Source organism: Streptomyces sp. NPDC020299, from assembly GCF_044387825.1.
In the GTDB taxonomy this organism is placed as follows: domain Bacteria; phylum Actinomycetota; class Actinomycetes; order Streptomycetales; family Streptomycetaceae; genus Streptomyces.
This window is the reverse complement of record NZ_JBIRWL010000003.1, coordinates 499,976-523,290: the sequence shown is the minus strand read 5'-3', so window position 1 is coordinate 523,290 and position 23,315 is coordinate 499,976. Positions and strand designations below refer to the sequence as shown.

Annotated in this window: 25 protein-coding genes; 2 read left to right on the top strand and 23 right to left on the bottom strand. The window is 72.6% G+C overall.

Going from position 1 to position 23,315, the window contains the following annotated elements; genetic code table 11:
• The first annotated feature begins 7 nt into the window (after window positions 1-7).
• Window positions 8-217, top strand: coding sequence for a DUF397 domain-containing protein (locus tag ACH45E_RS10365; protein ID WP_361446282.1), 210 nt, complete (start codon window positions 8-10; stop codon window positions 215-217).
• Here the strand turns inward: ACH45E_RS10365 and ACH45E_RS10360 are convergent.
• The 17 genes from ACH45E_RS10360 to ACH45E_RS10280 all read right to left on the bottom strand — a co-directional run bounded on the left by ACH45E_RS10360 (window position 187) and on the right by ACH45E_RS10280 (window position 18,147).
• Window positions 187-852, bottom strand: a complete 666-nt coding sequence (locus ACH45E_RS10360) for a response regulator transcription factor (RefSeq protein WP_361446284.1) — start codon at window positions 850-852, stop codon at window positions 187-189. The genes ACH45E_RS10365 and ACH45E_RS10360 overlap by 31 nt on opposite strands.
• Complete coding sequence (locus ACH45E_RS10355; protein WP_361446286.1) at window positions 849-2,210, bottom strand: histidine kinase; 1,362 nt, start codon at window positions 2,208-2,210, stop codon at window positions 849-851. The genes ACH45E_RS10360 and ACH45E_RS10355 overlap by 4 nt, the downstream gene beginning before the upstream one ends.
• A 129-nt stretch (window positions 2,211-2,339) precedes the next feature.
• Complete coding sequence (locus ACH45E_RS10350; protein WP_361446288.1) at window positions 2,340-3,014, bottom strand: response regulator transcription factor; 675 nt, start codon at window positions 3,012-3,014, stop codon at window positions 2,340-2,342.
• A complete protein-coding gene (locus tag ACH45E_RS10345) occupies window positions 3,011-4,366 on the bottom strand; it encodes a sensor histidine kinase (protein ID WP_361446290.1) in 1,356 nt (451 codons plus the stop codon). The genes ACH45E_RS10350 and ACH45E_RS10345 overlap by 4 nt, the downstream gene beginning before the upstream one ends.
• Window positions 4,367-4,376: 10 nt before the next feature.
• On the bottom strand, window positions 4,377-5,594 hold the full coding sequence (locus ACH45E_RS10340) for an acyltransferase (RefSeq protein WP_361446292.1): 1,218 nt from the start codon (window positions 5,592-5,594) through the stop codon (window positions 4,377-4,379).
• Window positions 5,587-6,645, bottom strand: a complete 1,059-nt coding sequence (locus tag ACH45E_RS10335) for an alpha/beta hydrolase (protein ID WP_361446294.1) — start codon at window positions 6,643-6,645, stop codon at window positions 5,587-5,589. Before ACH45E_RS10335 ends, ACH45E_RS10340 begins: the two co-directional genes overlap by 8 nt.
• Before the next feature lie 140 nt (window positions 6,646-6,785).
• The gene (locus ACH45E_RS10330) at window positions 6,786-7,673 is read right to left on the bottom strand and encodes an alpha/beta hydrolase (RefSeq protein WP_361446296.1); all 888 of its coding nucleotides are present in this window, start codon (window positions 7,671-7,673) and stop codon (window positions 6,786-6,788) included.
• Window positions 7,674-8,004: 331 nt separating this feature from the next.
• The gene (gene kynU, locus ACH45E_RS10325; RefSeq protein WP_361446298.1) at window positions 8,005-9,231 is read right to left on the bottom strand and encodes a kynureninase; all 1,227 of its coding nucleotides are present in this window, start codon (window positions 9,229-9,231) and stop codon (window positions 8,005-8,007) included.
• Between the two features lie 4 nt (window positions 9,232-9,235).
• On the bottom strand, window positions 9,236-10,093 hold the full coding sequence (locus ACH45E_RS10320; RefSeq protein WP_361446300.1) for a tryptophan 2,3-dioxygenase family protein: 858 nt from the start codon (window positions 10,091-10,093) through the stop codon (window positions 9,236-9,238).
• A gap of 152 nt (window positions 10,094-10,245) precedes the next feature.
• The gene (locus ACH45E_RS10315) at window positions 10,246-10,659 is read right to left on the bottom strand and encodes a DUF3151 domain-containing protein (protein WP_361446302.1); all 414 of its coding nucleotides are present in this window, start codon (window positions 10,657-10,659) and stop codon (window positions 10,246-10,248) included.
• A 68-nt stretch (window positions 10,660-10,727) separates the two neighbouring features.
• Window positions 10,728-12,185, bottom strand: coding sequence for an MFS transporter (locus ACH45E_RS10310; protein WP_361446304.1), 1,458 nt, complete (start codon window positions 12,183-12,185; stop codon window positions 10,728-10,730).
• Window positions 12,186-12,266: 81 nt separating this feature from the next.
• Window positions 12,267-13,298, bottom strand: a complete 1,032-nt coding sequence (fbaA, locus tag ACH45E_RS10305; RefSeq protein WP_361446306.1) for a class II fructose-bisphosphate aldolase — start codon at window positions 13,296-13,298, stop codon at window positions 12,267-12,269.
• 135 nt (window positions 13,299-13,433) lie between these two features.
• Window positions 13,434-13,982 (bottom strand): orotate phosphoribosyltransferase, encoded by a 549-nt coding sequence (pyrE, locus tag ACH45E_RS10300; RefSeq protein WP_361446308.1) that lies wholly within the window; start codon window positions 13,980-13,982, stop codon window positions 13,434-13,436.
• A gap of 23 nt (window positions 13,983-14,005) precedes the next feature.
• The gene (locus ACH45E_RS10295; protein WP_361446310.1) at window positions 14,006-14,794 is read right to left on the bottom strand and encodes an aldose 1-epimerase; all 789 of its coding nucleotides are present in this window, start codon (window positions 14,792-14,794) and stop codon (window positions 14,006-14,008) included.
• A 290-nt stretch (window positions 14,795-15,084) separates the two neighbouring features.
• Window positions 15,085-15,849 carry an SRPBCC domain-containing protein gene (locus tag ACH45E_RS10290; RefSeq protein WP_361446312.1) on the bottom strand — a complete coding sequence of 255 codons (765 nt, stop codon included), beginning with the start codon at window positions 15,847-15,849 and terminating at the stop codon, window positions 15,085-15,087.
• A gap of 52 nt (window positions 15,850-15,901) precedes the next feature.
• The gene (locus ACH45E_RS10285) at window positions 15,902-17,542 is read right to left on the bottom strand and encodes a polyamine aminopropyltransferase (protein WP_361446314.1); all 1,641 of its coding nucleotides are present in this window, start codon (window positions 17,540-17,542) and stop codon (window positions 15,902-15,904) included.
• 80 nt (window positions 17,543-17,622) lie between these two features.
• Complete coding sequence (locus tag ACH45E_RS10280; RefSeq protein ID WP_361446316.1) at window positions 17,623-18,147, bottom strand: DUF2617 family protein; 525 nt, start codon at window positions 18,145-18,147, stop codon at window positions 17,623-17,625.
• 732 nt (window positions 18,148-18,879) lie between these two features.
• Here ACH45E_RS10280 and ACH45E_RS10275 point away from each other — a divergent pair.
• Complete coding sequence (locus ACH45E_RS10275; protein ID WP_361446318.1) at window positions 18,880-20,070, top strand: pyridoxal phosphate-dependent aminotransferase; 1,191 nt, start codon at window positions 18,880-18,882, stop codon at window positions 20,068-20,070.
• A 17-nt stretch (window positions 20,071-20,087) separates the two neighbouring features.
• On the opposite strand, the gene ACH45E_RS10270 is transcribed toward ACH45E_RS10275, so the two are convergent.
• The 6 genes from ACH45E_RS10270 to ACH45E_RS10245 all read right to left on the bottom strand — a co-directional run bounded on the left by ACH45E_RS10270 (window position 20,088) and on the right by ACH45E_RS10245 (window position 23,311).
• Window positions 20,088-20,438: a hypothetical protein gene (locus tag ACH45E_RS10270; protein WP_361446320.1), complete on the bottom strand. Its 351-nt coding sequence runs from the start codon at window positions 20,436-20,438 to the stop codon at window positions 20,088-20,090.
• Window positions 20,435-20,920, bottom strand: a complete 486-nt coding sequence (locus ACH45E_RS10265; RefSeq protein WP_361446322.1) for a prevent-host-death family protein — start codon at window positions 20,918-20,920, stop codon at window positions 20,435-20,437. Before ACH45E_RS10265 ends, ACH45E_RS10270 begins: the two co-directional genes overlap by 4 nt.
• Before the next feature lie 302 nt (window positions 20,921-21,222).
• Window positions 21,223-21,561 (bottom strand): type II toxin-antitoxin system PemK/MazF family toxin, encoded by a 339-nt coding sequence (locus ACH45E_RS10260; protein ID WP_361446324.1) that lies wholly within the window; start codon window positions 21,559-21,561, stop codon window positions 21,223-21,225.
• The gene (locus tag ACH45E_RS10255; RefSeq protein WP_361446326.1) at window positions 21,555-21,866 is read right to left on the bottom strand and encodes a hypothetical protein; all 312 of its coding nucleotides are present in this window, start codon (window positions 21,864-21,866) and stop codon (window positions 21,555-21,557) included. The genes ACH45E_RS10260 and ACH45E_RS10255 overlap by 7 nt, the downstream gene beginning before the upstream one ends.
• Window positions 21,867-21,956: 90 nt before the next feature.
• Window positions 21,957-22,838: a hypothetical protein gene (locus tag ACH45E_RS10250; protein ID WP_361446328.1), complete on the bottom strand. Its 882-nt coding sequence runs from the start codon at window positions 22,836-22,838 to the stop codon at window positions 21,957-21,959.
• A 281-nt stretch (window positions 22,839-23,119) separates the two neighbouring features.
• Window positions 23,120-23,311 carry a DUF397 domain-containing protein gene (locus ACH45E_RS10245; protein ID WP_361446330.1) on the bottom strand — a complete coding sequence of 64 codons (192 nt, stop codon included), beginning with the start codon at window positions 23,309-23,311 and terminating at the stop codon, window positions 23,120-23,122.
• Window positions 23,312-23,315: the final 4 nt, after the last annotated feature.

Genomic DNA, 23,315 nt, shown 5'->3' with positions numbered 1-23,315 from the left:
GACCAGCATGACCACCCGCACGCAGTGGCAGAAGTCGTCCTTCTCCGGTGGCGGCGAGGGCAACGACTGCGTCGAAATCGCCCACCTCCCCACCCACATAGCCGTCCGCGACTCAAAGGCCCCCGCCCGCGCGACCCTCTCCTTCCCGGGCGAGGCCTTCAGCTCCTTCATCACCGCCCTCAAATCTCACCCCGGCGTAACCAACCGCGCCTCATAAGCGAACACCGCCGCCTGAGTCCGGTCCCGCAGCCCCAGCTTCACCAGGATCCGGCTCACGTGGGTCTTGATCGTCGACTCGGCGACCACGAGCAGTTCGGCGATCTCCGCGTTGGACAGGCCCTGGGCGATGAGGACGAGTACCTCCGTCTCGCGTTCCGTGAGGTCTCCGTAGGCGGAGTGGGCCGTGGCCGACAGGCGTGGGGTCTCGGCGAGGCGGGAGAACTCCGTGATCAGCCGCCTGGTGACCGAGGGGGCGAGGAGGGCCTCGCCGGAGGCCACCACCCGTACTCCGTCGGCGAGTTGCCGGGCCGAGGCGTCCTTGAGGAGGAAGCCGGAGGCTCCCGCGCGCAGGGCCTGGTAGACGTACTCGTCGAGGTCGAAGGTGGTCAACACCAAGACCTTCGCCGTGCCGTCCGCCGCGACGATCTCGCGGGTGGCCTCGATGCCGTTCAGTTCGGGCATGCGGATGTCCATCAGGACGACGTCCGGGGACAGTTCGCGGACGCGGTCCACCGCCTCGCGGCCGTTGACCGCCTCGCCGACGACCTCGATGTCCGGCATGGCGTTGAGGAGCACCGAGAAGCCCTCCCGCACCATCATCTGGTCGTCGGCGATCAGTACCCGAATGCTCATGCAGATCCTTCGTTCATGGTGGTGACCGGCAGGAACACCGTCACCTCGTAGCCGCCGTCGTCGGACGGGCCGGCCGTCATCTCGCCGTTCAGCATGGTGACGCGTTCCCGCATGCCGGTGATGCCGTGGCCGGCCCCGGGTGAGGGCTTGATCAGGGACGGGGCGGGCGGCGGGTCGTTCACGACACGCAGGCCGAGCCCGCCGAGGACGTAGCCGACCTCGACGCGGGCGCTCGCGCCGGGAGCGTGCCGCAGGGTGTTGCTCAGGGCTTCCTGGACGATCCGGTACGCCGACAGCTCCACGCCCTGGGGCAGTTCGCGTACCGCGCCGGTCACCGCCTTCTCGACGGTGAGGCCCGCCTCGCGCACATTGGCGAGCAGGGTGTCCAGGTCGGCGAGGGTGGGTTGCGGGGCGTCCGGGACCTCGTAGTCCTCGGCGCGGACGACGCCGAGGACGCGGCGCAGCTCGGTCAGCGCCGCCACCGCGTTCTCCCGGATGGTGGCGAAGGCCCGCTCCAGCTCCGGCGGCGGGTTCTCCACCCGGTAGGGGGCGGCCTCCGCCTGGATGGCGACCACCGACATGTGGTGGGCGACGACGTCGTGCAGCTCGCGGGCGATGGTGGTGCGCTCCTCCAGCAGGGTGCGGCGGGAGCGCTCCTGCGCGGTCACGGTCTGCTGGGCGGTCACCTCCTGCCGGGCGTCACGGCGGACGTGCCAGACGGTGACGGCGAGCATGGCCATCGCGGAGACGACCATCATGGGGCCGACGTTGGTGATGTCGTGGTCCCAGCCGAAGAAGGTCTCGGCGAGGAAGCCGTACGCGGCGGTGATCAGCCACATCCAGGCCGCCGTGCGGGGCCGGGTGCGTATGGCGACGATCGTCAGCACCGCCAGGTGGGCGCACAGACTGCCGGGCGTCCACGGCCAGTTGCTCGAGACGCCGACGAGGCCGCCGACGCCGACGACTGCGGTGACCGCCGTCGCCGCGAAGGACACCCAGAAGGCGCCGATCGGACGGATCAGGGTGAGCAGGACCGGGATCGGGGCGATCAGGCCGCACAGCAGGGCGGTCGCGCCGCCGCCGTTGTTCCCCGACCAGGCGACGAGCGCCGCCACCATGCCGGCGGCGGCCACCGCCCAGTGCCGGCCCCAGGACGCGAACTCCCGCAGCTGCCCGGTGAGCCGGCCGGTGAGGGGGCCGTCGACGCTCATGCGGGGCAGCGGGCGGTAGGCGAAGGCGTCGTGGAACAGGTCCTGCCGCAGCCCGCGCAGGGCGTCCGCGGCCAGCCGGTACTCCGGGCTGCGCGGGCCGGCACCCGCGCCCGGCGGCGTCGTCTGCGTTTGCGTCGTCTCGGTCACGTGTCCAAGGTAGGCGGGGGCGGGTTCGCGGTCGTCAGCAGTGAGAGGGGTCCTCAGGAATCCTTCTCAGGTACTACGGGCCGTCCCCTACGGGCCGTTCCTGACGGGTACGGGCCGTTCCTGACGGGTTCAGCGGCTGCCCGGGCGGACCAGGCCCGACTCGTAGGCGAACACCGCCGCCTGGGTGCGGTCGCGCAGGCCCAGTTTCACCAGGATGCGGCTGACGTGGGTCTTCACGGTCTGCTCCGCGACGACGAGCCGTTCGGCGATCTCCCCGTTCGACAGGCCCTGGGCGATCAGGGCGAGCACCTCGGTCTCGCGTTCCGTCAGGCCGCCCACGCGCTGCTTCAGCGGTGTCCGGCGGCTGCCGTCCATGCGGGAGAACTCGGCGATCAGACGGCGGGTGATCCCGGGCGCGAGCAGCGCGTCACCGGCGGCCACCACCCGGACCGCCTCGGCGAGCTGGTCCGCGGAGGCGTCCTTGAGCAGGAAGCCGGAGGCGCCGGCGCGCAGGGCCTCGTACACGTACTCGTCGAGGTCGAAGGTGGTGAGGACGAGGACGCGTATGTCGGGGTGCTCGGCGGTGATGCGGCCGGTGGCCTCGATGCCACCCACTTCGGGCATGCGGATGTCCATCAGGACCACGTCCGGGAGCAGTTCGGCGACCTTGGCGATCGCGTCCCGGCCGTCCACCGCCTGGCCGACGACGTCGATGTCGGGCTGGGTGTTGAGCAGCACGGTGAAGCCCTGCCGGACCATCTGCTGGTCGTCGGCGATGAGGACGCGGATGGGGCTGCTCGTCATGCGGTGTGGCCCTTCGGGTCGGTGACTTCGGCCAGGTCGGCGACGGGCGTGGACGTGGGGAGGAGCGCGCTCACCCGGTAGCCGCCGTCGGGCAGCGAGTGTGCCGCCAGGGAGCCGTCGAGCATCGCGATCCGCTCCCGCATGCCGAGCAGCCCGTGCCCGGCTCCCGGTGACGGCGGAGTGGGCCGGGTTGGGGGTGAGTTGACTATCTCCACGCTCAACTTGGGGAGGGAGTACCGCAGTTCGACGTGCGCGGTCGCGCCGGGAGCGTGCCGCAGTACGTTGCTCAGCGCCTCCTGCACGATCCGGTACGCGGACAGCTCCACGCCCGGCGCCAGCGGTCGCCGCTCGCCCTTGACCTCCAGGGTCACGGTCAGGCCCGCGGCCCGGGTGTTCTCCACGAGCGCGCCGAGCCGGTCCAGGCCGGGCTGCGGGGCGTGCGGGGCGGCGCCGGCGGCCGGCCCGTCGAGGGGGTCGCCCGTCTCGGGGTGCTCCGAGCGCAGCACGCCGAGCACCCGGCGCAGCTCGGTCAGGGCCTCCAGCGCGTTCTCGCGGATGCCCGCGAGGTTCTCCTTGAGCTCCTCGGGCGGGTTCTCCACGAGGTGCGGGGCGACCTGGGCCTGGATGGAGATGACGGACATGTGGTGGGCGACCACGTCGTGCAGCTCGCGCGCGATGCGGCTGCGCTCCTCCAGGAGGGTGCGCCGGGCCCGTTCCTCGGCGGTGAGCGTGGTCTGCCGGCCGAGTTCCGCGCGTGCCACGCGGCGGCCGCGCAGGGCCATGCCGAGCACGACGACGACCGCCGACAGGACGATCGTGACCACCCCGGTGGGCTGGTAGTTCGCCGCGCCCCACAGCCCTTCCAGGACGTAGGTGACCAGTACGGTCAGGGCCAGCGCCTCCCCGGAGGCCCTGGTGCGCACCCGCAGCGCGAGCAGCAGCAGTACGAGCAGGTGGGCGATGATCCCGGCCGGGGTCCAGGGCCAGGTGAACTTGTCGTTCACGTCCATGGGCATCCGGCCGTGCAGTGCGACGGCCCCCACCACCATGGCCGTCGTGGACAGCCACCACGCCGGAATCGGCCGCCGCAGGGCGAGCACCACCGCGCCGCCCTGCGCGATGCCGATCAGCAGGGCGGTCGTGGGGTTCAGGTTCCCGTCGTTCCCGAGGTGGGCCGCGCCGCCGAGGCCGATGCCGAACGCGGCGAGCCACAGCACGCCGTGCGGCAGCCAGCGCACCCATACGGACGGGGGCAGCGGGTCCGCCCTGACGGTCCACAGGTCATCCCGCAGCACCCCCAGCCAGCGCAGCACAGGGCGGCCGAACACCTGCTGGAGCCCCCGTTCCGTCACGCGCCCCACCTTAGACACGGTGACCGTCCACCGTCGCTCCCCGGCCGGACGGCCGGTGCGCACGGACCACGCGTGAACGGCGGCGGCGGGCGCGGGCGGGCCGCTCGTGGCAGCGGAACGCGGTCCAGCAGACGGCGAGGGCCAGGGTGAAGACCGGGAGCCAGAGCAGGCGGGCGGCGACCCAGGTCAGGCTGGAGGGTGGGGTGTGCAGGCCGGTCAGATGGCCCGCGGGCAGGGCGAGGGCCGTGGTGGCCATCATGGCGGTCTGGTGCCAGAGGAAGATCGTCATCGCGGAGAGGTTCACCAGGGCCACCGCCGCCCAGGCGAGCGGCCGGCGCAGCACTCGGCGCAGCGGTGCCCGCAGCAGCAGGACCAGCCCGCACTGGGCGAGGCCGAAGGTCACGGCCGCCAGGGTCGGTGGGTCCAGGTTGGAGACGGCCGTCCCGGGGACGCCGACCATCGAGGCCGGGTAGCCCGCCCACGCGACCAGTCCCGCGGTGGCCGTCGCCCCGCCGGTGAGCAGCACCCAGCCGGCGCGGCGGCTCTCCAGCTCACCCCGGGTCCAGGCCGCGCCCAGGGTGTAGGGCACCAGCCAGCCGGCCGCCACGTTCACCCAGCCGAGCCAGGGCGGGGCGATGCCGAGGCCGAATCGGAGGAGGTCCACGTGGAGGACGACGGCCAGCGGCCACAGGGGGTTGAGCCGGGTCACCAGCGGGGTCGCCGCCGTCAGCGCGGCGAACACCAGCAGGAACCACATCGGCGACAGGGCCAGTTTGACCAGGGTGCGGACCGTGTCGTACGGGGCGCCGGCGAGGAGCAGGGCGGTCGCCGCCACCGTCCACAGGGCCAGTACGGCGGCCACCGGACGGAACAGCCGGGTCAGCCGGCCGCGCAGCCACTCGCCGTACGACACCCCCCGGGCGCGAGCGGAGGCGTACCCGCGGGTCGCCACGTGCCCGCCGACCAGGAAGAACACCGCGAGGGTCTGGAAGGCCCAGGAGACGGGCGCCAGCCAGGGCATGTGCTGGAGCGGGCTCGCCGCGTGCAGCGTGCCGTCGTCCACGACGAGGGCGGTGACCAGCCAGTGGCCGAGGACGACGCCGAGGATCGCGAAGGCGCGCAGGGCGTCGACCGCGCGGTCCCGGGAGGCGGGGGTGGCGGCGTCCATCCGGCGGGCGGCTTGCCGTATGCCCCGGGGGAGCGGGGTGTGGAGGGTTCGCTCAGTCATGGGTCACCTCCGAGGTGTCGCCCAGGACGATCCGGGCCAGGTTGGTGAGGGCCGTCGAGCCCGGTGTGAAGTAGCCGCTGTGTGCGGCGTCGCCGGCGTCGAAGACCCGGGCACCGAAGGCCGGGGAGACCGGGTCGGTGCCGAAGCCGAGGGTGGTGACGAACAGGTCGGCCCTGACGTGCGGGACTTCCCCCACCCAGTCCTCGCTGCCCCGGGCCGCCCAGACCCGGGCGGGCGTGTGCAGCGCGGATGCCTTGTCGGCGCCCGTGCCGGGGCTGCCGATCAGCGCGATGTCGTCCACCGCGAGGTGGTCGGCGGCACGTCCGCAGACCACCGAGCCGTACGAGTGGCACACCAGGGTGAGACGGGTGTGCGGGCCGGTGACGCGGCGCAGCTCGCCGACGAAGTCCCGGAGGTGCGGGGCGGCTTGCTCGGCGCGGCCCGCGGTGAGGACGGTCGTGCTGACCGTGCCGGGCGTGCGGTAGCCCAGCCAGGCGACGACCGCGGTACGGGTGCCGGGCGGGGCCTGCCGGGTGAGTTCGCGGTGCAGGGCGGAGGCGGCCGTGTGGAAGCGGGCGTAGGTGTCGAGGGAGGTGTCGGAACCCGGGACCACGACCGCCACCCGGTCGGCGTGGGCGAGGTCGCCGAAGACCTCCGTGGCCAGGCCCGCGCCCCGGCCGTCGAAGGCGAGGAGATGGCGGGCCGGGGCGGCGAGCGAACGGTCCGCCGCGGCGCGCCGCCGGTCACCGTGGGCGGCGGCCATCCGGGACGCCTGCGCGGCGTTGGCACGGTTGGCCGTGTAGGCCTCGCCCAGGGTGGACGGCGTCAGAGGGCCGAGGGCGGCGGGCGGCGGGGCGGGGACCTCGGGGTGGGCGGCGGCGGAGAGGGGGACCACTATGGCGGCGGTGATCGCTGTGGCCAGGAGGGCGCGGATCCATCTGGGGCCGCGGGGGGTGGCTGGGCCGGTGTCCCGGCTGGTGGCTGGGCTGTCTGGGCTGGCGCCTGGGCGTCGTTCCACGTCCCGCTCGTGTGCCTCCCGTACCAGCTCCATGCCGGCCTCCCCTTCCGGTTCCGCCCGGTCATCGGGCTGATGTGGAAGGGAAGTTACGGAGCGGGGCTCGTCGTTGGCGTCCCGCCGGAGAGCTGTCCTCGGGGGTAGCTCTCAGGTACTACGGGTATGACCGGGGCGCGTCACCAGGCGAGTTGGGCGATCTCCTCCGCCACCACCGCGCAGGCGTCCGCCGCCGGGTCGATCAGCGGGAAGTGGCCGACCTCCTCCAGCAGGGTCAGGCCCACCATCTCGCCCGCCTTCGCCGCCGCCTCCGCGTACGACTCGGCGACCGCCTCCGGAACGACCAGGTCGGTGCGGCCCTGGACCAGCGTGGTCGCGATGCCGGTGGGCAGCAGGAGGGCGGGGTCGGCGTACGGCTGCCGTTCGGCGAACTTCTCCTCGCCGCCGAGGAGTTGGAGCGCCGCGTTGCCACAGACCTCCAGTTTCCCGGCGACCGCGAAGTCCGCGATCGGGGCGAGGGCGACCACTCCGCGCAGCGCGGCGGGGCGGTCGGTGCGCCAGTGGGAGTCGGCGGGGAGGACGTGGCGAGCCGCCGCCCAGAGGGCCAGGTGGCCGCCTGCCGAGTGGCCGGTGAGCACCGTGCGGCGGGGGTCGGCCTGGGGCAGTGCCTCGCGGACGAGGGCGGGGAGGGCGTCCAGGGCCGCGGCCACGTCGTCGAAGGTGTCCGGCCAGCGGCCGGCGATCGGGGCGTTCTCGGGCTGCGCCGGGGTCGTGCTGCCGCGCCGGTACTCGACGTTGGCGACGGCGAAGCCCCTGGCGGCCAGGGAGTCGGCGAACGGGGTGATGTGGTGGCGGTCGTAGGGGGCGCGCCAGGCGCCGCCGTGCAGGACGACGACGAGGGGGACGGTGTTGTCGGGGCCGCGCTCGCCTCGCGGCGCGTAGAAGTCGATCACCTGGTCGGGGTGGTCGCCGTAGGCACGGGTGGCGTCGGGGGCGACGGACGGGTGCGAGAAGGCCGACTCCTCCTCGGCGGCGGCGCGGGATGCTGCTGCGGCGTCGTCCGGCATGCTCCAACCTCTCAGCGGTGTAACGGTTTTTGGCGGACCAGGTGGGGAGTCGGCCGTTGGCGGGGACGGTATCAGGCCGGTGACGTGGCATGTCAGCGGGATCTTCGCCCCCGCCGCCCCTGCCCATTCCCGTCCCCAGGGGCTCCGCCCCTTCGACCCCGCTGGGGGCTGCCGCCCCCAGACCCCCGCTTCGGCCTGAACGGCCTCGTCCTCAAGCGCCGGACGGGCTGATGATCGAGAGCCGCGCCTTCCAGCCCACTCGCACGGGTGGTGGGTGGGCATAGGCCGGGGGTCTGGGGGCGGAGCCCCCAGCGGAGTGGGGCCCGGCCCGTTACCCCGCGACCGTCTCCGCCAGTACCCGCGCCGCCCGCTCCACGTCAGTGAACCGCACGTACAGCGGGGTGAAGCCGAAGCGGAGGACGTCGGGGTGGCGGAAGTCGCCGACGACGCCGCGTTCGATGAGGCGGCGCATCACCTCACCGGCGTCGTCGCAGCGCAGCGCGATCTGGCTGCCGCGCTGCTCGTGCGGGGCGGGGGTGAGGGACTCGACGCGGCCCGGCGGGACGTATGCGGTCACGCACTCCAGGAAGAAGTCGGTCAGGGCGAGGGACTTGGCCCGTACCGCCGGGACCGACACGTCCTCCCAGACCTCCAGCGCCGCCTCCAGGGCCAGCATGGACAGGATGTCCGGCGTGCCCACGCGGCCGCGCAGGGCGCCCGGCGCCGGCTCGTAGGACGGGCGCATGCCGAAGGGCTCGGCGTGGGAGTTCCAGCCGGGGAGGGGGGAGTCGAAGCGGGGCTGGAGGTCCTGACGGACGTACAGGAACGCCGGTGAACCCGGGCCGCCGTTCAGGTACTTGTAGGTGCAGCCGACCGCCAGGTCCACCCCGTGCTCGTCCAGCCCCACCTCCAGCGCGCCCGCGCTGTGGCACAGGTCCCAGACCGCGAGGGCGCCGGACGCGTGGATCGCCGCCGTGAGGGCGGGCAGGTCGTGCAGGCGGCCGGTGCGGTAGTCGACGTGGTTGAGCAGGACCGCCGCCGTACGGTCGCTCAGCGCGCCCGGCACCTCGGCCGGGGTCACCGGGCGCAGCGTGCGGCCGGTCAGGCGGGCCGCCGACTCGGCGATGTAGCCGTCCGTGGGGAAGGTCGTCGCGTCGACGAGGATCTCGTCGCGGCCCTCGCCCGCCATGCGTACGGCCGCCACGAGCGCCTTGAAGACGTTGACGCTCGTGGAGTCGCCCACCACGATCTGGCCCGGCGCCGCGCCCACCAGCGGGGCGATCCGGTCACCGATCCGCTCCGGTGCCGTCCACCAGCCGCTCTCCGTCCAGGAGCGGATGCGCAGTTCGCCCCACTCGCGGCGGATCACGTCGTCCAGCCGGGCGGGGACGTGTGCGGGCAGCGCGCCCAGTGAGTTTCCGTCCAGGTAGACACCCGCGGCGTCAGCCGCATGATCGGACACAGTGTCGAGGGAGAAGCGGGATCTGACGGGGGCCAGGTCGTCCGCCGCGTCCAGCTTCTCCGCCCGCATCACGAGTTCGGACATGGGCTCAGACATGCGCTCAGACATGGGACCTCGCCGTCCACAGCTCCGGGAAGACGTTCTTCTGCGCGCGCTTCTCCAGCCAGGCCACGCCCGCCGAGCCGCCGGTGCCGGCCTTGGCGCCCATCGCGCGGCGGGTGGCGACCAGGTGGTCGTTGCGCCAGCGCCAGACCAGTTCGGCCACGTCGCTCAGCGCCTCGCCGAGACGGGCGAGTTCGGCGTTCTGGTCGCCGGAGTAGATCGCGGTCCAGGCCGACTCGACGGCGTCCGAGGGCTCGTAGCGCAGGGACACGTCACGGTTCAGGACGGCGGCGGGGATCGTGTGGCCGCGGCGGGCGAGCAGCCGCAGCACCTCGTCGTAGAGGCTCGGCTCGTGCAGGGCCTTCTCCAGTTCGGCGTGCACGCGCGGCGCGCCCCGGTGCGGGACGAGCATCGACGCGGACTTCTCGCTGAGCAGGAACTCCATGCGGCGGTACATCGCCGACTGGAAGCCGGAGCCCTCGCCGAGAGCGGAGCGGTACGAGTTGAACTGCGCCGGGGTGAGCTGGCCGAGCGGCTTCCAGGAGGCGTTGAGGGCCTCCAGCTCGCGTACGGAACGCTTCAGCGCGTCGATCGCGACCGGTACCCGGTCCTCGCGGAGCGCCCTGGCCGCGGTCTCCCACTCGTGGACGATGACGGTGAACCACAGCTCCATCACCTGGGTGGTGACCAGGAAGACCATCTCTCCGGGGTCGTCGGAGAGGGTGTGCTGGAGGTGGGTGAGCACGTCCGCCTTGACGTAGTCCTCGTAGGGCGTCGTACCCGCGAAGTCGAGATGCGGGGTCTCGGGCTCAAGGGCCTCGGGGGGCTGAGAGGTCGGGTGAGCCTGTTGGGACATCGCTGTCTCCTGTTGTTGCTCCGGGTAGCGGTCCGCCCCTGCCGATGCCGGCACGGGGGCCCCGGTCCCCTATGCGCATCCTCCGCAATCCCCCCGGATACGGCAAGGCCCGCCTGCTGCCAGACGGGCCACACCGGCTGCCTCCCGGCAGGTCAGCCGAGGGTCTGGGCCGCCGTCGGGGAGGAGTCCTTCAGGAACTGCGTGCAGCGCTCGTACTCCTCCTGCTCGCCGATCGCCTGCGCGGCGCGGGCGAGGGCGTGCAGGGCGCGCAGGAAGCCACGGTTCGCCTCGTGCTCCCAGGGGACCGGGCCGTGGCCCTTCCAGCCGGCTCGGCGCAGGGAGTCCAGGCCCCGGTGGTAGCCCGTGCGGGCGTAGGCGTACGACTCGACGACCGAGCCCCGCTCGAACGCGTCGTCGGCCAGCTGGGCCCAGGCGAGCGACGAGGTGGGGTACCTGGCGGCGACGTCCGCCGGCGCGGTGCCCTGGGCGAGGAGCTCACGGGGCTCCGGGTCGTCGGGGAGGTGCGTGGGGGGCGGGCCCCCGAGGAGGTTCTCGTGAATGCTCATGGGTCCAGTCTGTCGCACGACTGGCCGCGGCTACGCCCGGCGGTTGTCGCTACGTCCGACGGTTGCCGCTACGTCCGACGATCGCCTTGCTCCAGCGGCGGTGCCGTCACCGAGCCGTGCGTACGGCATTCCGGGCGGACGCAGCCGGGCCGCGGGCGGCGTACGAAGGCGAAGGCCAGTGCCGATCCGGCGACCAGTACCCCGGCGCAGATCGGCATCGCCCGGCGGAAGGCCGCGTCGAAGGCGGCCGCCGAGCGGTAGGCCTCCGGGCCCATCCCGGCCAGCAGCGGCAGCGCGGCCACAGCGATCAGACCCGCCGCCCGGGCCGCCGCGTTGTTGATGCCGCTGGCCAGGCCCGCCCGGGCGGTCTCCACGGAGGCCAGCACGGAGGCGGTGAGCGGGGCTACCAGGGTGACCATGCCGGCGCCCATGACCAGCAGGGCGGGGAGTACGTCCGTCACGTAGTTCGCGTCCCGGCCCACCCGCAGCATCAGCAGCATCGCCGCCGCGCAGAGCAGGGGGCCGACGGTGAGGGGGACGCGGGGGCCGATCCGGTCGGCGAGGGCGCCCGAGCGGGCCGAGAACAGCAGCATCAGGACGGTCGTCGGCAGCAGGGAGACACCGGCCTGGAGGGGCGAGTAGCCCGCCACGACCTGGAGCTGGAGGGCGGTGAGGAAGAAGAAGCCGCCGAAGGCCGCGTAGACGCAGAGGGTGACCAGGTTGACCGAGGTGAACTGGCGGGAGGCGAAGATGTCGAGCGGCAGCATCGGGTCGGGGCGGTGCTTCTCGACGTAGACGAAGGCGACCGCGGCCAGCAGGCCCGCCACCGCCGTGAGGGCGACGGCGAGTGAGCCGCCGCGGGCCTCGATCAGCGCGTACGTCACCAGGGCCAGGGCCAGCGCGCCCAGCGCGGCGCCGAGCGCGTCGAAGCGGCCGTGCGCGCGGGAGTCGGAGGACTCCGGGACGTGCCGCAGGGCGATCGGCGCGCACAGCAGCGCCAGCGGCACGTTCAGCAGGAACACCCAGCGCCAGCCGGGGCCCGCGACCAGCCAGCCGCCGAGGAACGGGCCGACGGCCGCGCCGACCCCGCCGAAGCCGGACCACAGACCGATCGCCCTCCCCCGGTCGTCGGGGTGGAAGGACGCCTGGATCAGGGCGAGCGAACCGGGGGTGAGGAGCGCTCCGCCGATGCCCTGGAGGGCGCGGGCCGCGATCAGGATGCCCGGGGTGGGGGCGAGCCCGCACAGCAGGGACGCCAGGGCGAACCAGATCACGCCGAGCACGAAGATCCTGCGGCGGCCGTAGCGGTCGCCCAGGGAGCCGCCGAGCAGGATCAGCCCGGCCAGCGTGACCATGTACGCGTTGACCGTCCACTGGAGGGCGGAGAGGCTCGCGTCGAGGTCGCGGCCGATGGTCGGGAGCGCCACGTTGACGACGGTCGAGTCCAGCATCGCCATGCTGGAGCCGAGGACGGTGGTCAGCAGGATCCACTTGCCCTGCGGTGAGGACAGCCGGACGTCGGGCATGCCCCCAGGTATACAGCGGGCCCGGCGCCGTAGACAGACGCCGGGCCCACCGGAAGTACCGCGGCCGGTTACCGCGATCGGCTACTTGATCTTGTTGCCCGCGGACCGCAGGTTCTGCGTGGCCTCGACGACGCGCTTGGCCATGCTCGCCTCGGCCAGCTTGCCCCAGGTGCGCGGGTCGTAGGTCTTCTTGTTGCCGACCTCGCCGTCGACCTTGAGGACGCCGTCGTAGTTCTTGAGCATGTGGTCGGCGACGGGACGCGTGAAGGCGTACTGCGTGTCCGTGTCGAGGTTCATCTTGACGACGCCGTTCTCCAGCGCGGTCGCGATCTCCTCCGCCGTGGAGCCGGAGCCGCCGTGGAAGACGAAGTCGAACGGCTTGCTGCCGGACGGCCGGCCGAACTTGGCGGCGACGCCGTCGTTCAGCTCCTTCAGCAGGTCGGGGCGGAGGACGACGTTGCCCGGCTTGTAGACGCCGTGCACGTTGCCGAAGGACGCGGCCAGCAGGTAGCGGCCCTTGTCGCCGAGGCCGAGCGCCTCCACGGTGCGGATCGCGTCGTCGACCGTGGTGTACAGGGAGTCGTTGATCTCGTGGGAGACGCCGTCCTCCTCGCCACCGGTCGGGGTGATCTCGACCTCGAGGATGATCCGCGCGGCGGCGGCGCGGGCCAGCAGCTCCTGGGCGATCTCCAGGTTGTCGGCGAGGGTCTCGGCCGAGCCGTCCCACATGTGGGACTGGAAGAGCGGGCCCAGACCGGCCTTGACGCGCTTCTCGGAGAGCGCGATCAGCGGACGTACGTACCCGTCGAGCTTGTCCTTCGGGCAGTGGTCCGTGTGCAGGGCGACGGTGACCGGGTACTTCTCGGCGACGATGTGCGCGAACTCGGCCAGGGCCACCGCGCCGGTGACCATCTCCTTGTCGTACTGGCCGCCCAGGAACTCGGCGCCACCCGTGGAGATCTGGATGATGCCGTCGCTCTCCGCCTCCGCGAAACCGCGCAGGGCCGCGTGCAGGGTCTGGGTCGAGGTCACGTTGATGGCCGGGTAGGCGAACTTGCCTGCCTTCGCCCGGTCGAGCATCTCGTTGTAGACCTCGGGGGTTGCGATGGGCATCTGTCCGCTCCTTGTATGTGCGGGTTTGCGTCCTGCTATTACGGCCCTGACCTAGGGAGTGACGTCATCGTCGGGGCCATCTTCGCAGACTGGACGGGATTCTTCGGACACCCTGTCCAGCCTGTGGATAACCGCTCAGTCGAGCCCCAGGTCGTCCTTCGAGTAGGCGTAGAGGTACGGCACACCGGCCTGCTCGGCGATGGCCTCGGCGGCTCCCGTCGCCCGGTCCACGATGGTCGCGACGGCCACGACCTCCGCGCCGGCCTCGCGCAGCGCCTCGACCGCGGTGAGCACCGAGCCGCCGGTGGTGGAGGTGTCCTCGACGGCCAGCACCCGGCGGCCCCGGACCTCGGTGCCCTCGATACGGCGCTGCAGGCCGTGCGCCTTGCCCGCCTTGCGCACCACGAAGGCGTCCAGCGTCTTCCCGCGCGCGTGGGAGGCGTGCAGCATGGCCGTGGCCACCGGGTCGGCACCCAGCGTGAGCCCGCCGACCGCCTCGAAGTCGAGGTCGGCGGTCAGGTCGAGCATGACCTGACCGACCAGCGGCGCGGCCACACCGTCGAGGGTGATCCGGCGCAGGTCGACGTAGTAGTCGGCTTCCTTGCCCGACGACAGGGTCACCTTGCCGTGCACCACGGCCTTGTCCTTGATCTCGCGAAGCAGCTCGCCACGTACGTCCGTCATGCCGGACAGCTTAGGGCGTGCCCTCAGAGCCGCCGCCAGCGCCAGGTCGTCGTGGCCTCCAGCGGCTCCAGCGGCGTGACCAGGCGCGGAAGCGTGTTCAGGCCGTTCGGCGGGCCCGTCTGCGGCTCCACGCACACCGCGGCCTCCTGCTCGTCGTAGACGACGACCCACTCCTCGCGGCTGGTCACCTTCAGCTCCAGCTGCCCGGGCCAGGTGAGCGTGACGTCCACCCCGCCGGGCATGCCGAAGCAGTCGTCCCAGGGGCCCGGCTCGGGATCGACGCGGTTGCCGGTGGGCAGGTGGTCGTCGCCGCGCTCCTCCTGCCAGGCGGGGGCGAAGTCGAGGCGCGCGTCCTGACCGCCCAGGTTCCGGTTGAACCACGGGTGCCAGCCGATCTGCGCCGGGAAGGACGAGTCGTACGTCTCCACGGACATGGTGAGCGTCAGCGCGTCCTCGGCCAGCGTCACCGCCTGGGTGACCCGGGCCGGGAAGGGCCACGGCTCGACCAGGTCGTACGTGAGGACCGCCTCGTCGGCGCCCGTGCGGGCGACGCGCCAGGCGCCGTCGCGGGCGGTGCCGTGGATGGCGTGCGGCGGGGAGTTCAGCGGCATCTGGTGGGCGGTGGCGCCGTCCAGGAAGCGGCCCTCCCGGATCCGGCCGCACCAGGGGACCATCGGGAAGCACCCGAACCGGTCACCCTGCCGGAGCAGCTCGAGACCGGCGACCTTCAGCCCGCCGACCCGGCCACCGTGGGCAGGCCGCAGGGTCACTTCCGCGTCACCCGCGGTCAGAGTGATGTCTTCGTTGCTCACGTGACGACCCTACTGGGACGATCAAGAGGGCGCTGGAGGTCCCGGACGGCGGTGGTCGGTCGCGTCAGCGGCGGCGGCGCGTACCGGCGGCGCGGGGGCGCTCTCCGCGCCGCGCAAGAGAACAGTCGCAACTTCGCCGGCCGTGTCCGGCGGCACCGGGGCGGCCCAGTGCGGCGCGGAGTTCAAGGCAACAGTCTGCGGCACCGGCACAGACGCGTACTGCCGCGCGAGGGCGCGTGGTCGCCCCCTGCCACGCTGCGGCCGATCGCCGCCCGCCAGGCGGGGTGGCGTCAGCGGCGGCGGCGCAGGGCCCGGCCCACCACGATCGCCGACGCCAGTACCACCGCCGCCGCCGGGGCGGCCCAGCGGAGCGTGGAGTTCACGGCGACGGCCTGCGGCGCCGGTACGGGGGCGTACCGGCCGCGCGGGGGCGCGTGGTCGACCTCCTCCGCGCTGCGGCCGATCATCGTCCGCCGGGCGTGTGCGGCCTCGGCCGGCGGCTCGGCGTGGTCCTCGGTGCCGGTGTCCTCCCGGAGGCCGAGGCCGTCGTCGGCCACGGGGCTGAGGGAGGGGGGCGGGATCTCGGTGTCGTGGACGGAGGCCTCGGCGGCGGTATCGGCCGGAGGCAGCGGCTCCGGTTCCGCGCCCAGCGCCTCCACGCAGCGGTTCAGCAGCCGCATCGCCGCCGAGGCCACCGCGTCCCGCGGGAGTTCCGCGACGCGGCCGTCCCCGGTGGCGGTGCCGTGGACGGTGACGGTGGTGCCGCCGTCGGTGCCGCGCAGCCGGAGGGTGAGGACGAGGGTGACCGAGCCCGTGCCGCGGGTCTCGGTGGCGTCGCCCTCGACGACGTACGCGCCGTCCTGTCCGGGCGAGATCCGCAGCGAGCCGCGGTAGGTGATGGAGTGGCTGCCGATGCGCACCTTCAGCCGCCCGGCGACGGGCTCGGCACCGGCGTCCTGCTGGAGCCCGGGAATCGCCCGGGCGATGCGCGCGGGGTCGGCGAGCGCCTCCCTCAGCCGCTCGACCGGAACCGGAAGGAAGACCTCGTGCTCCATGTCGGCTGAGCCTACCCAGGTGCGACCGGTACGTACCCCCTTCGGCGAATCGTCAGTAGCGCGGATGCACCAACGTGGACGCGGGCAGCCCCGGCACGCGCGTACGGTCCGCCGAGCGGGCGGCGGCGGTGAGTCCGGCCGGGGTCAGGATGCGCGGGCGCGGCTGTTCCGGGGCCAGGCGCAGTGGGGGTGCGGCCGGGCCCGGCGCGGCCAGGAGGAAGCCCCAGTCGTGCGGGGCGTGGAAGGCACCGGCGGAGCGGTCGGGGCCTGCGGCGGGGCCGGGGTCCTGGCCGGGGACGCGGTACGGGGTGGCGGCCAGGCCGGCCGCGCGGAGTGTCGACGCCACCGTCCAGAAGTCCCGGGCCCGGCCGGCGACCGGGCCGGCGTGCACGGCCAGGCGGCCGCCCGGTGCCAGGGCCCGGCGGGCCAGGCCGTAGAACTCCAGGGAGTACAGCTTGGTGCTGGCGGTGATGCCGGGGTCGGGGAGGTCCGCGATCACCACGTCGTACGCCGCCGGGGGCACCGCGCGCAGCCGGCCGAAGGCGTCCGCGGTGGTGGCGTGGACGCGGGCGTCGTCGTACACGTGCCCGTTCAGACGCGCCAGGGCGGGATCGTGGCGGGCGAGGCGGAGCAGGCCCGCGTCGAGTTCGACGAGGTCCACGCGGCGCACGCCCCGGTGGCGCAGCACCTCACGGGCGGCCAGCCCGTCGCCGCCGCCGAGGATCAGCACGCGCGCGTGGGGGCCGGTCATCGCCGGGTCGACGAGGGCCTCGTGGTAGCGGCGTTCGTCCCGGCCGCCGACCCGCAGGCGGCCGTCCAGGAAGAGGTCGAGCGGGCGTCCGCGCGTGCCGCCGGTGAGGACGATCTCCTGCACGCCGGTCTGGACGGCGACGCGGACGTCCGGGCCGTACACCGCGTGCCGGGCGGCCCGTTCGAAGTCGTCGACGAGGACGGCGGCGGAGGCGAGGACGGTGAGGACGACGAGGTTGGCGAGCAGCAGCAGCCAGCGGGCCCGGCGGGTCAGATCGCGGCGGAACAGGCCGAGGACCAGGGCGCCGCCGGCCACCACGTTGACCGTGCCGGTGAGCAGGGTGCCGGTCAACTGGCCCAGCCGGGGCAGCAGGAGGAAGGGAAAGGCCAGGCCGCCGACCAGCGCGCCGACGTAGTCCGCCGCGAACAGGTCGGCCACCGCGCCGCCCGCGTCCTCCCGGCGGATGCGCTGGATCAGCTCCATCAGCAGCGGGACCTCGGCGCCGATCAGCAGGCCGATGGTGAGGGAGAAGGCGGCCAGGAGGCAGCGCGGGCCGTCGGCCCACATGCCGCCCCAGTCGCCGGTCCAGGCGAAGACCGCGTACAGCGCCATCGCGCTGCAGCCGCCGACCAGCGCGAGGGTCGCCTCCACGGCGCCGAAGCCGGCCGCGGCGAGCGGGCGCAGCCGCTTCGCGGCGAGGGAGCCGATGCCCATCGCGAACACCATCACGGACAGCACCACGGAGGTCTGGGTGACCGAGTCGCCCATCAAGTAGGAGGCCAGTGCGACCAGTTCGAGTTCGTACACGAGTCCGCAGGCCGCACAGACGAAGACGCCCGCGAGGACCAGGAAGCGTCCGGTCCCCGGCCGGACGGGCAGCCGCGCGGGGCCGCCCCAGGACGGCGGTGTGCCGGGCGGGGCGGGCGCGTGCGGTTCGATCACGCTGCGACGTTACGTCACGGGTGCGGTGCTCTTCGTCACCCACACGTGTGGAACTCGGGGCTGCTGCGGGCGTCTTGGGTTTATCCGACCGCCGGGCTACTCCCCCGCACCCCCACTCTCGTCCGCGTCGCCACCAGCTGGCCGTCCTGCGGGTAGGCGTGCCAGGTGCGCCAGTGCACCTGGCCCTCGTGGTGCTGGGCCAGCAGCGCGGTGAAGGCGTGCGGGCTGCCGGGGAAGACGCCGGCCAGGCCGTGCGGGTGGTCCGAGACCAGGGCCAGCAACTCCTGTGCGCGGCCCGCGAAGGAGCCGGGTGAGAGGACCTCCACCCGTGCCGCGAACTCGTACTCCCAGTCGCCGACCCGCTTGGCGACGCCCAGCGGGAGCGGGGTGCTGGAACCCGGGATGCACGCCACCGTCTCCGAGCAGATGCCCCGCTCCTCCTCCAGCAGCACCTGGTGGGACGCGCCGAGGAGCCTCAACTGCAACTTGGTTCCGGCCAGTTCGAGATCGAGCGTGGCCAGGGCGGGGAGCGGCTCGCGTCCCAGGGCCCAGGCGAGGTCGGCGGCGCGCGTATCGGTGTAGGCGGTGTTCAGGGTCGTGAGCATGGATCGGCTCCGCTAGCACGCAAAGAAAAGGGAGGGCAGGAAGGGAGGGAAGGCAGACAGGCGAAACAAGGAAAAGCGCCGGGAGATCGGCCGGCCAGGTCAGCGCGGTCGGCCCGGCCGGCCCAGGGCGGTTTAGAGGGAATCATGAACGGTGGCACCGCCAAAGCGTTTTTACCCAACTTCGTGGGGTTTCCATCCCCTAGAGGGCTCAACAGCTCAACTGTTCAACGATGGCGCGCGCACGACGAAGCGCCCGCCGGATGTCTTCTTCCGGCGGGCGCTCGGTGTGCGGCCCCTGCGAACAGGGCCCGGGGAGGAGCTCAGCTGCCCCGTGTCAGCTGCCTCCGCCGCATCCGCCCCCGCCGCCGCAGGACGAGCCGCCCCCGCAGGACGACCCGCCGCACGACGAATGCCCCCCGCACGAGTGACCCCCGTGCCCGCTGTGTCCGCTGTGTCCGCCCGAGGACGACCCGCACGACGCGGCGGCGCCCGAGCTCCCGGCCACCCACCAACTGCTGGACGATCCGCTCCCGGTCCCTTTGCGATAGGACCGCCCCTTGCGCACACCGCTCAGCATGGCCCCGACGAACAGGACCGCGATCACTGCCAGGATGATGCCGATGACCATGGCGTCACCCTCCTTCCGTTCCCCCGTGACTGTGGTGAACGGGGGATGCCCGGCCCTCTCGCGGGCCAAAGCAGAGTTGAGGAAGTCCAGAGCTTGGGCGCAGGATGACCGGCATGACCTCCAGTGCGCGCCCCCTCCTCAACCGCCGGCTCGCCGAGTTCGGGACGACGATCTTCGCCGAGATGTCGGCCCTCGCCGTGCGGACCGGCTCGATCAACCTGGGCCAGGGTTTCCCGGACACGGACGGCCCCGAGGAGGTACGGGAGGCGGCGGTGCGGGCCCTGCGCGACGGGCGCGGCAACCAGTACCCGCCGGGGCCGGGCGTCCCCGAGCTGCGTACCGCGATCGCCGCGCACCAGGAGCGCCGCTACGGGCTGTCCTTCGACCCCGACACCGAGGTCCTGGTCACGGCCGGTGCCACGGAGGCCATCGCCGCGTCACTGCTGGCGCTGCTGGAGCCCGGCGACGAGGTGATCGCCTTCGAGCCGTACTACGACTCGTACGCGGCGAGCATCGCGATGGCGGGCGGTACACGGGTACCGGTCACCTTGAGGCCGCACGACGGGAGCTTCCGGCTCGACCTCGACGAGCTGCGCGCGGCCGTCACCGACCGCACCCGGCTGCTGCTGATCAACACCCCGCACAACCCGACGGGGACGGTGCTCACCCGCGAGGAGCTCACCGCGATCGCCGAGCTGGCGGTGGAGCGCGATCTGCTGGTCGTCACGGACGAGGTGTACGAACACCTGGTGTTCGACGGGGCCGAGCACCTGCCGCCGGCCGCGTTCCCGGGCATGCGCGAGCGCACGGTGACGATCGGGTCTGCCGGGAAGACCTTCTCCTTCACCGGGTGGAAGGTCGGCTGGGTGACGGCGGCGCCGGGGCTGGTGGCGGCGGTGCGCTCGGCCAAGCAGTTCCTGACGTACGTGGCGTCGGGCCCCTTCCAGTACGCGGTGGCCGAGGCGCTCGTCCTTCCCGACTCGTACTTCGACACCTTCCGCGCGGACATGCTGGCCAAGCGCGATCTGCTGTCGGCGGGGCTTGCGGACGCCGGCTTCCGGGTGTTCCGGCCCGCCGGCACGTACTTCGTCACCACCGACATCCGCCCGCTCGGCGAGAAGGACGGCCTCTCCTTCTGCCGCGCCCTGCCGGAGCGGGCCGGTGTCGTCGCCGTCCCCAACGCCGTCTTCTACGACGACCGCGAGGCCGGGGCCCCCTTCGTACGCTTCGCCTTCTGCAAGCAGACAGGCGTGCTGGAGGAGGCCGCCTCCCGCCTCAAGACACTGGGCAAATAGAGCCCTGGGCGGTTGGGCTATTCAGTGTCCTTCGGGTGCCGCGGGGAGGCGTACACCAGGATCACAGTCGACGTCTCCGGGCTGACCAGGTAGCGGACCCGGCCGCCACTGGTGATCTCGTACTCCCACTGCTCCAGCTCGGAGCCCTTCCACTCTTTGGTCGCGTGCCTGCCGCGGAGCTGGTGCTGACGGTTCCAGTTGGCCCGCGACGGTGGGTCTGTGCGAAGGGCTTCCAGGCAGCGATGGGCGTTCGGCAACGCCACCCGACACAGCTCCTCCCAACCGGTCGCGGCCTCCGTCGTCCCGTGGGTGACGTTCCAGCCGCTCAGTGGAGGAACGCTGACCCGATCGCCTTTCTTCGGGCTCACTCGTGCACCTCGACCGAGCCGAGGTCGACGCCACCGAGCGGACGAAGTGCTTCCCTGAGCTGGTCGGGGTCGGCGTTGATGCGGGCAGTCGCCCGCCACGACACGATCGCTCGATGCACGGCTTCCCTGGCGCCCAGCTCAGCGGCGTCGGACAGCGCGTCCAGAAGCTCGACGGTGAATTCCCGGACCTCTTCGTCGTCCAGGTGACGCACCCACGGGAACACCTCGGGCAGCGCGAGCAGAAGCGACCTGACCCCGCCGTCCTGCTTCATCAGGGCAAGGAACAGCCGCGACGCGGTGGTCAGGTTCTCCTCGGTGCGCTCTGCGTGTACAGCCGTGGTCAGCACCATGTCGGGCGCGTCTCGGTGCGTGACACGCAGGCATCCCAGGGCGGCGGCCCTCGCGGCGACCGCCTTCGGGTTCCGGGACAGATCGGTGAACGAGACGGATTCCGATTCGGCTACCGGATGCGCGATGCTCATACTCAGACTGTATTCTGATTACGCTCTGATTTCTACGGCGAGACGGCAGCCGGCCAGGGAAACGGGTGCGTGAGCACGGAGTGGCCTGGATCGCTCACCGAGGGCTGCCCCTTGCGTGGCGGCTCGACCTGGTGCCTCCTGCCGTCTTGCTCGGGACAGGGTTTGGGATCGTCGCACATCAAGCCTGCCACCTGGAGCGGACCGCACGCCCGCCCACTGGCGACTCGGATGGCCGCACGCAGACGATCATCGGAGACGGCTTCTCGGGACCGGCAGCGTCGACGCTCATGGACGGCTCCTTCCTACGCCAGCCCGAGGATCACTCGGACGCGCTCTTCCACACTCCGCATCTCGCTCGGGTCCAGCAGGCCGAGACGCCGCCGGAGCCTTGGTTTGTCCACGGTGTGCAGGTCGGTGCAGTTCACGTATGACTCGGCGTACTTGGTCACCCCGCAGTCGGGGCCGAGCGGGACATGAGTGGAGGCGGGCCCGGACGTCCCGGTGATCACGGCAACGGTCACCGCCGACAGCGGCTCGGCAACGCGGTTCACCGTGAGAACTACCACCGGATCCGGGCCGAGGGGGTTGGGCAGGGCACAGCCCCAGACCTCGCCCCGCAGGGCGGAGCCGACGTTCACCATTCGGTCTCGTCCGCTGCCGCCAGCTCATCGGCGGCCGCGGGCAGAACGCCTTCGGGAGTCGGCGCCTGGGCGCCCTGATAGAAGTCGCGGATCTCCTGGGAGGCGGCGACCTCGGCAGCCTCGCGAGAGAGCAACCGAAGCCCCTCGCGCAAGGCATCGGAGAGCGAGTGCAACTTGAGGGTCTGCATCACCTGTTGCAGATCCGCCAGCTCGTCCGGGCGCAGCCGCACCTGGGCCACGCTTGTCGCACCGCCGCCGCCCTGCTTCTGGCGGGTGGGTGAGGTCCGGGCCGCCTTCGGGGTCACTCCTGCCTCCCCTCTCCGGCTGTATGACAATTGTCGTACACCCAGTGTCATTCTCGTGTCCCTTCTGGTCAAGCGTCCTGAGGCGCCGCGTCAGGCAGCGATGGGAACGCACTCCTCAGACCGTCGGCAGTCCCGGCAGAGCCCGGGTTCTGCCGTGCGGAAACCCCGGTCGCAGCCGTCGCAGTTCCGCATGGGCAGGACTGCTGGGCGTGCTGGGGGATCGGTGCGTCCGGCCGGTGCGGGCAGGGGGGTTTCCTTGAGCCGGTAGGCGAGGATGCCGGCCGGGCGGGTCAGGAGGTGGTCCGGGAGTCCGGCGGTGAGGTGGTCGGTGACCTGTGTGGGAAGCAGGCCTGTGGCGAGCCATCGAGTGACGGCCGGGGTGAGGCGGGCGGCTTCCTGTGTCGTCAGGACGAGGCGGGGGTCGACCCGACGCAGGCCGGCGAGTACGGCGACGGCTCGGGGGTCGGCGTCGGCGAGCGTGACGGGTGTCTCCACCTCCGCCTCCGCCTGCGTCTCCGTCTGTACGGGGGCCTGCGCCGTTTCGCGCACGGCCGCGGCGGCGGGCTGTTTCCGGGGCCGGCGCGGCTTGGGCGGCTCGGGAGGGCCGTCCGGATGCGGGGCGCCGCCGGGGACGTCGTAGAAGTACGTCCGGGTGCGGATCTGCCCGGTGGGCGTTCGCTCGCGGCGACGCTCCAGGTATCCGGCGTCTTCGAGTTCCTTGAGCGCCCGCGAGATGAGGATCTCGCCCTCGTCGAAGTGGTCGCACAGGGCGGCGATGGTCACGGAGGAGCCGTCGGGAAGGGAGGAGATGTACGCCGCGACGCCGATCGTGACCGCGCTGCCGCGCCGCTGGACAAGGGCGTTGGAGATCACGGTGAAGTCGGTCGCGAGGCGGGTGCGGACGTGGATCACGCCGGAGGTCGGAGTTCCGGCGTCGGCGCGCGAGGGCGCGTTAGACTGCGAGTCAGCCATCGGGAAGGCTCTTCTTCCTGAGCGGTGAGGCCCTCGTTCGGGATTGCAGTCCCGGCCGGGGGCCGTATCTGTTTGCGCTTGTCGCGGTGAACGTAACCGTCCGCATCCCGCGCCTGCAAGCCGGTCACTCGGACGGGTGACGCGAGCCCTCCAGCCGGGGAGGGTGGGTGGGCGGGTAGTTCTTTCCCCCGGTTCTTTGAGGAGGTCAGCGGCCCGCCGGACCCTCGCGGACAAGGATCCGGCGGACCCGGAAGACGCGCCGTGGCCGGCCCCCGGCCGACTCAGAGCCGGTGCCGCCCGGCCTTCAACTCGCCTATGAAGGCTTCCCAGGAGGCGGCTTCGAAGCACAGCGCCGGACCGTGCGGGGCCTTGCTGTCACGTACGGGGACGACGGCCCGGAGCCCGTCGGCCACCTCCACGCAGTCGCCGCCCGCCTGATTGCTGTAGCTGCTCTTGCGCCACTTTCGCTCCACGGTG

Bases quoted from the DNA above. Each gene is read 5' to 3' on its own strand.
- ACH45E_RS10365 (WP_361446282.1), top strand. From the start codon at position 8: ATGACCACCCGCACGCAGTGGCAGAAGTCGTCCTTCTCCGGTGGCGGC.
- ACH45E_RS10360 (WP_361446284.1), bottom strand. From the start codon at position 852: ATGAGCATTCGGGTACTGATCGCCGACGACCAGATGATGGTGCGGGAG.
- ACH45E_RS10350 (WP_361446288.1), bottom strand. From the start codon at position 3,014: ATGACGAGCAGCCCCATCCGCGTCCTCATCGCCGACGACCAGCAGATG.
- ACH45E_RS10340 (WP_361446292.1), bottom strand. From the start codon at position 5,594: ATGACTGAGCGAACCCTCCACACCCCGCTCCCCCGGGGCATACGGCAA.
- ACH45E_RS10335 (WP_361446294.1), bottom strand. From the start codon at position 6,645: ATGGAGCTGGTACGGGAGGCACACGAGCGGGACGTGGAACGACGCCCA.
- ACH45E_RS10330 (WP_361446296.1), bottom strand. From the start codon at position 7,673: ATGCCGGACGACGCCGCAGCAGCATCCCGCGCCGCCGCCGAGGAGGAG.
- kynU (WP_361446298.1), bottom strand. From the start codon at position 9,231: ATGTCTGAGCCCATGTCCGAACTCGTGATGCGGGCGGAGAAGCTGGAC.
- ACH45E_RS10320 (WP_361446300.1), bottom strand. From the start codon at position 10,093: ATGTCCCAACAGGCTCACCCGACCTCTCAGCCCCCCGAGGCCCTTGAG.
- ACH45E_RS10315 (WP_361446302.1), bottom strand. From the start codon at position 10,659: ATGAGCATTCACGAGAACCTCCTCGGGGGCCCGCCCCCCACGCACCTC.
- ACH45E_RS10310 (WP_361446304.1), bottom strand. From the start codon at position 12,185: ATGCCCGACGTCCGGCTGTCCTCACCGCAGGGCAAGTGGATCCTGCTG.
- fbaA (WP_361446306.1), bottom strand. From the start codon at position 13,298: ATGCCCATCGCAACCCCCGAGGTCTACAACGAGATGCTCGACCGGGCG.
- pyrE (WP_361446308.1), bottom strand. From the start codon at position 13,982: ATGACGGACGTACGTGGCGAGCTGCTTCGCGAGATCAAGGACAAGGCC.
- ACH45E_RS10290 (WP_361446312.1), bottom strand. From the start codon at position 15,849: ATGGAGCACGAGGTCTTCCTTCCGGTTCCGGTCGAGCGGCTGAGGGAG.
- ACH45E_RS10280 (WP_361446316.1), bottom strand. From the start codon at position 18,147: ATGCTCACGACCCTGAACACCGCCTACACCGATACGCGCGCCGCCGAC.
- ACH45E_RS10275 (WP_361446318.1), top strand. From the start codon at position 18,880: ATGACCGGCATGACCTCCAGTGCGCGCCCCCTCCTCAACCGCCGGCTC.
- ACH45E_RS10265 (WP_361446322.1), bottom strand. From the start codon at position 20,920: ATGAGCATCGCGCATCCGGTAGCCGAATCGGAATCCGTCTCGTTCACC.
- ACH45E_RS10260 (WP_361446324.1), bottom strand. From the start codon at position 21,561: ATGGTGAACGTCGGCTCCGCCCTGCGGGGCGAGGTCTGGGGCTGTGCC.
- ACH45E_RS10250 (WP_361446328.1), bottom strand. From the start codon at position 22,838: ATGGCTGACTCGCAGTCTAACGCGCCCTCGCGCGCCGACGCCGGAACT.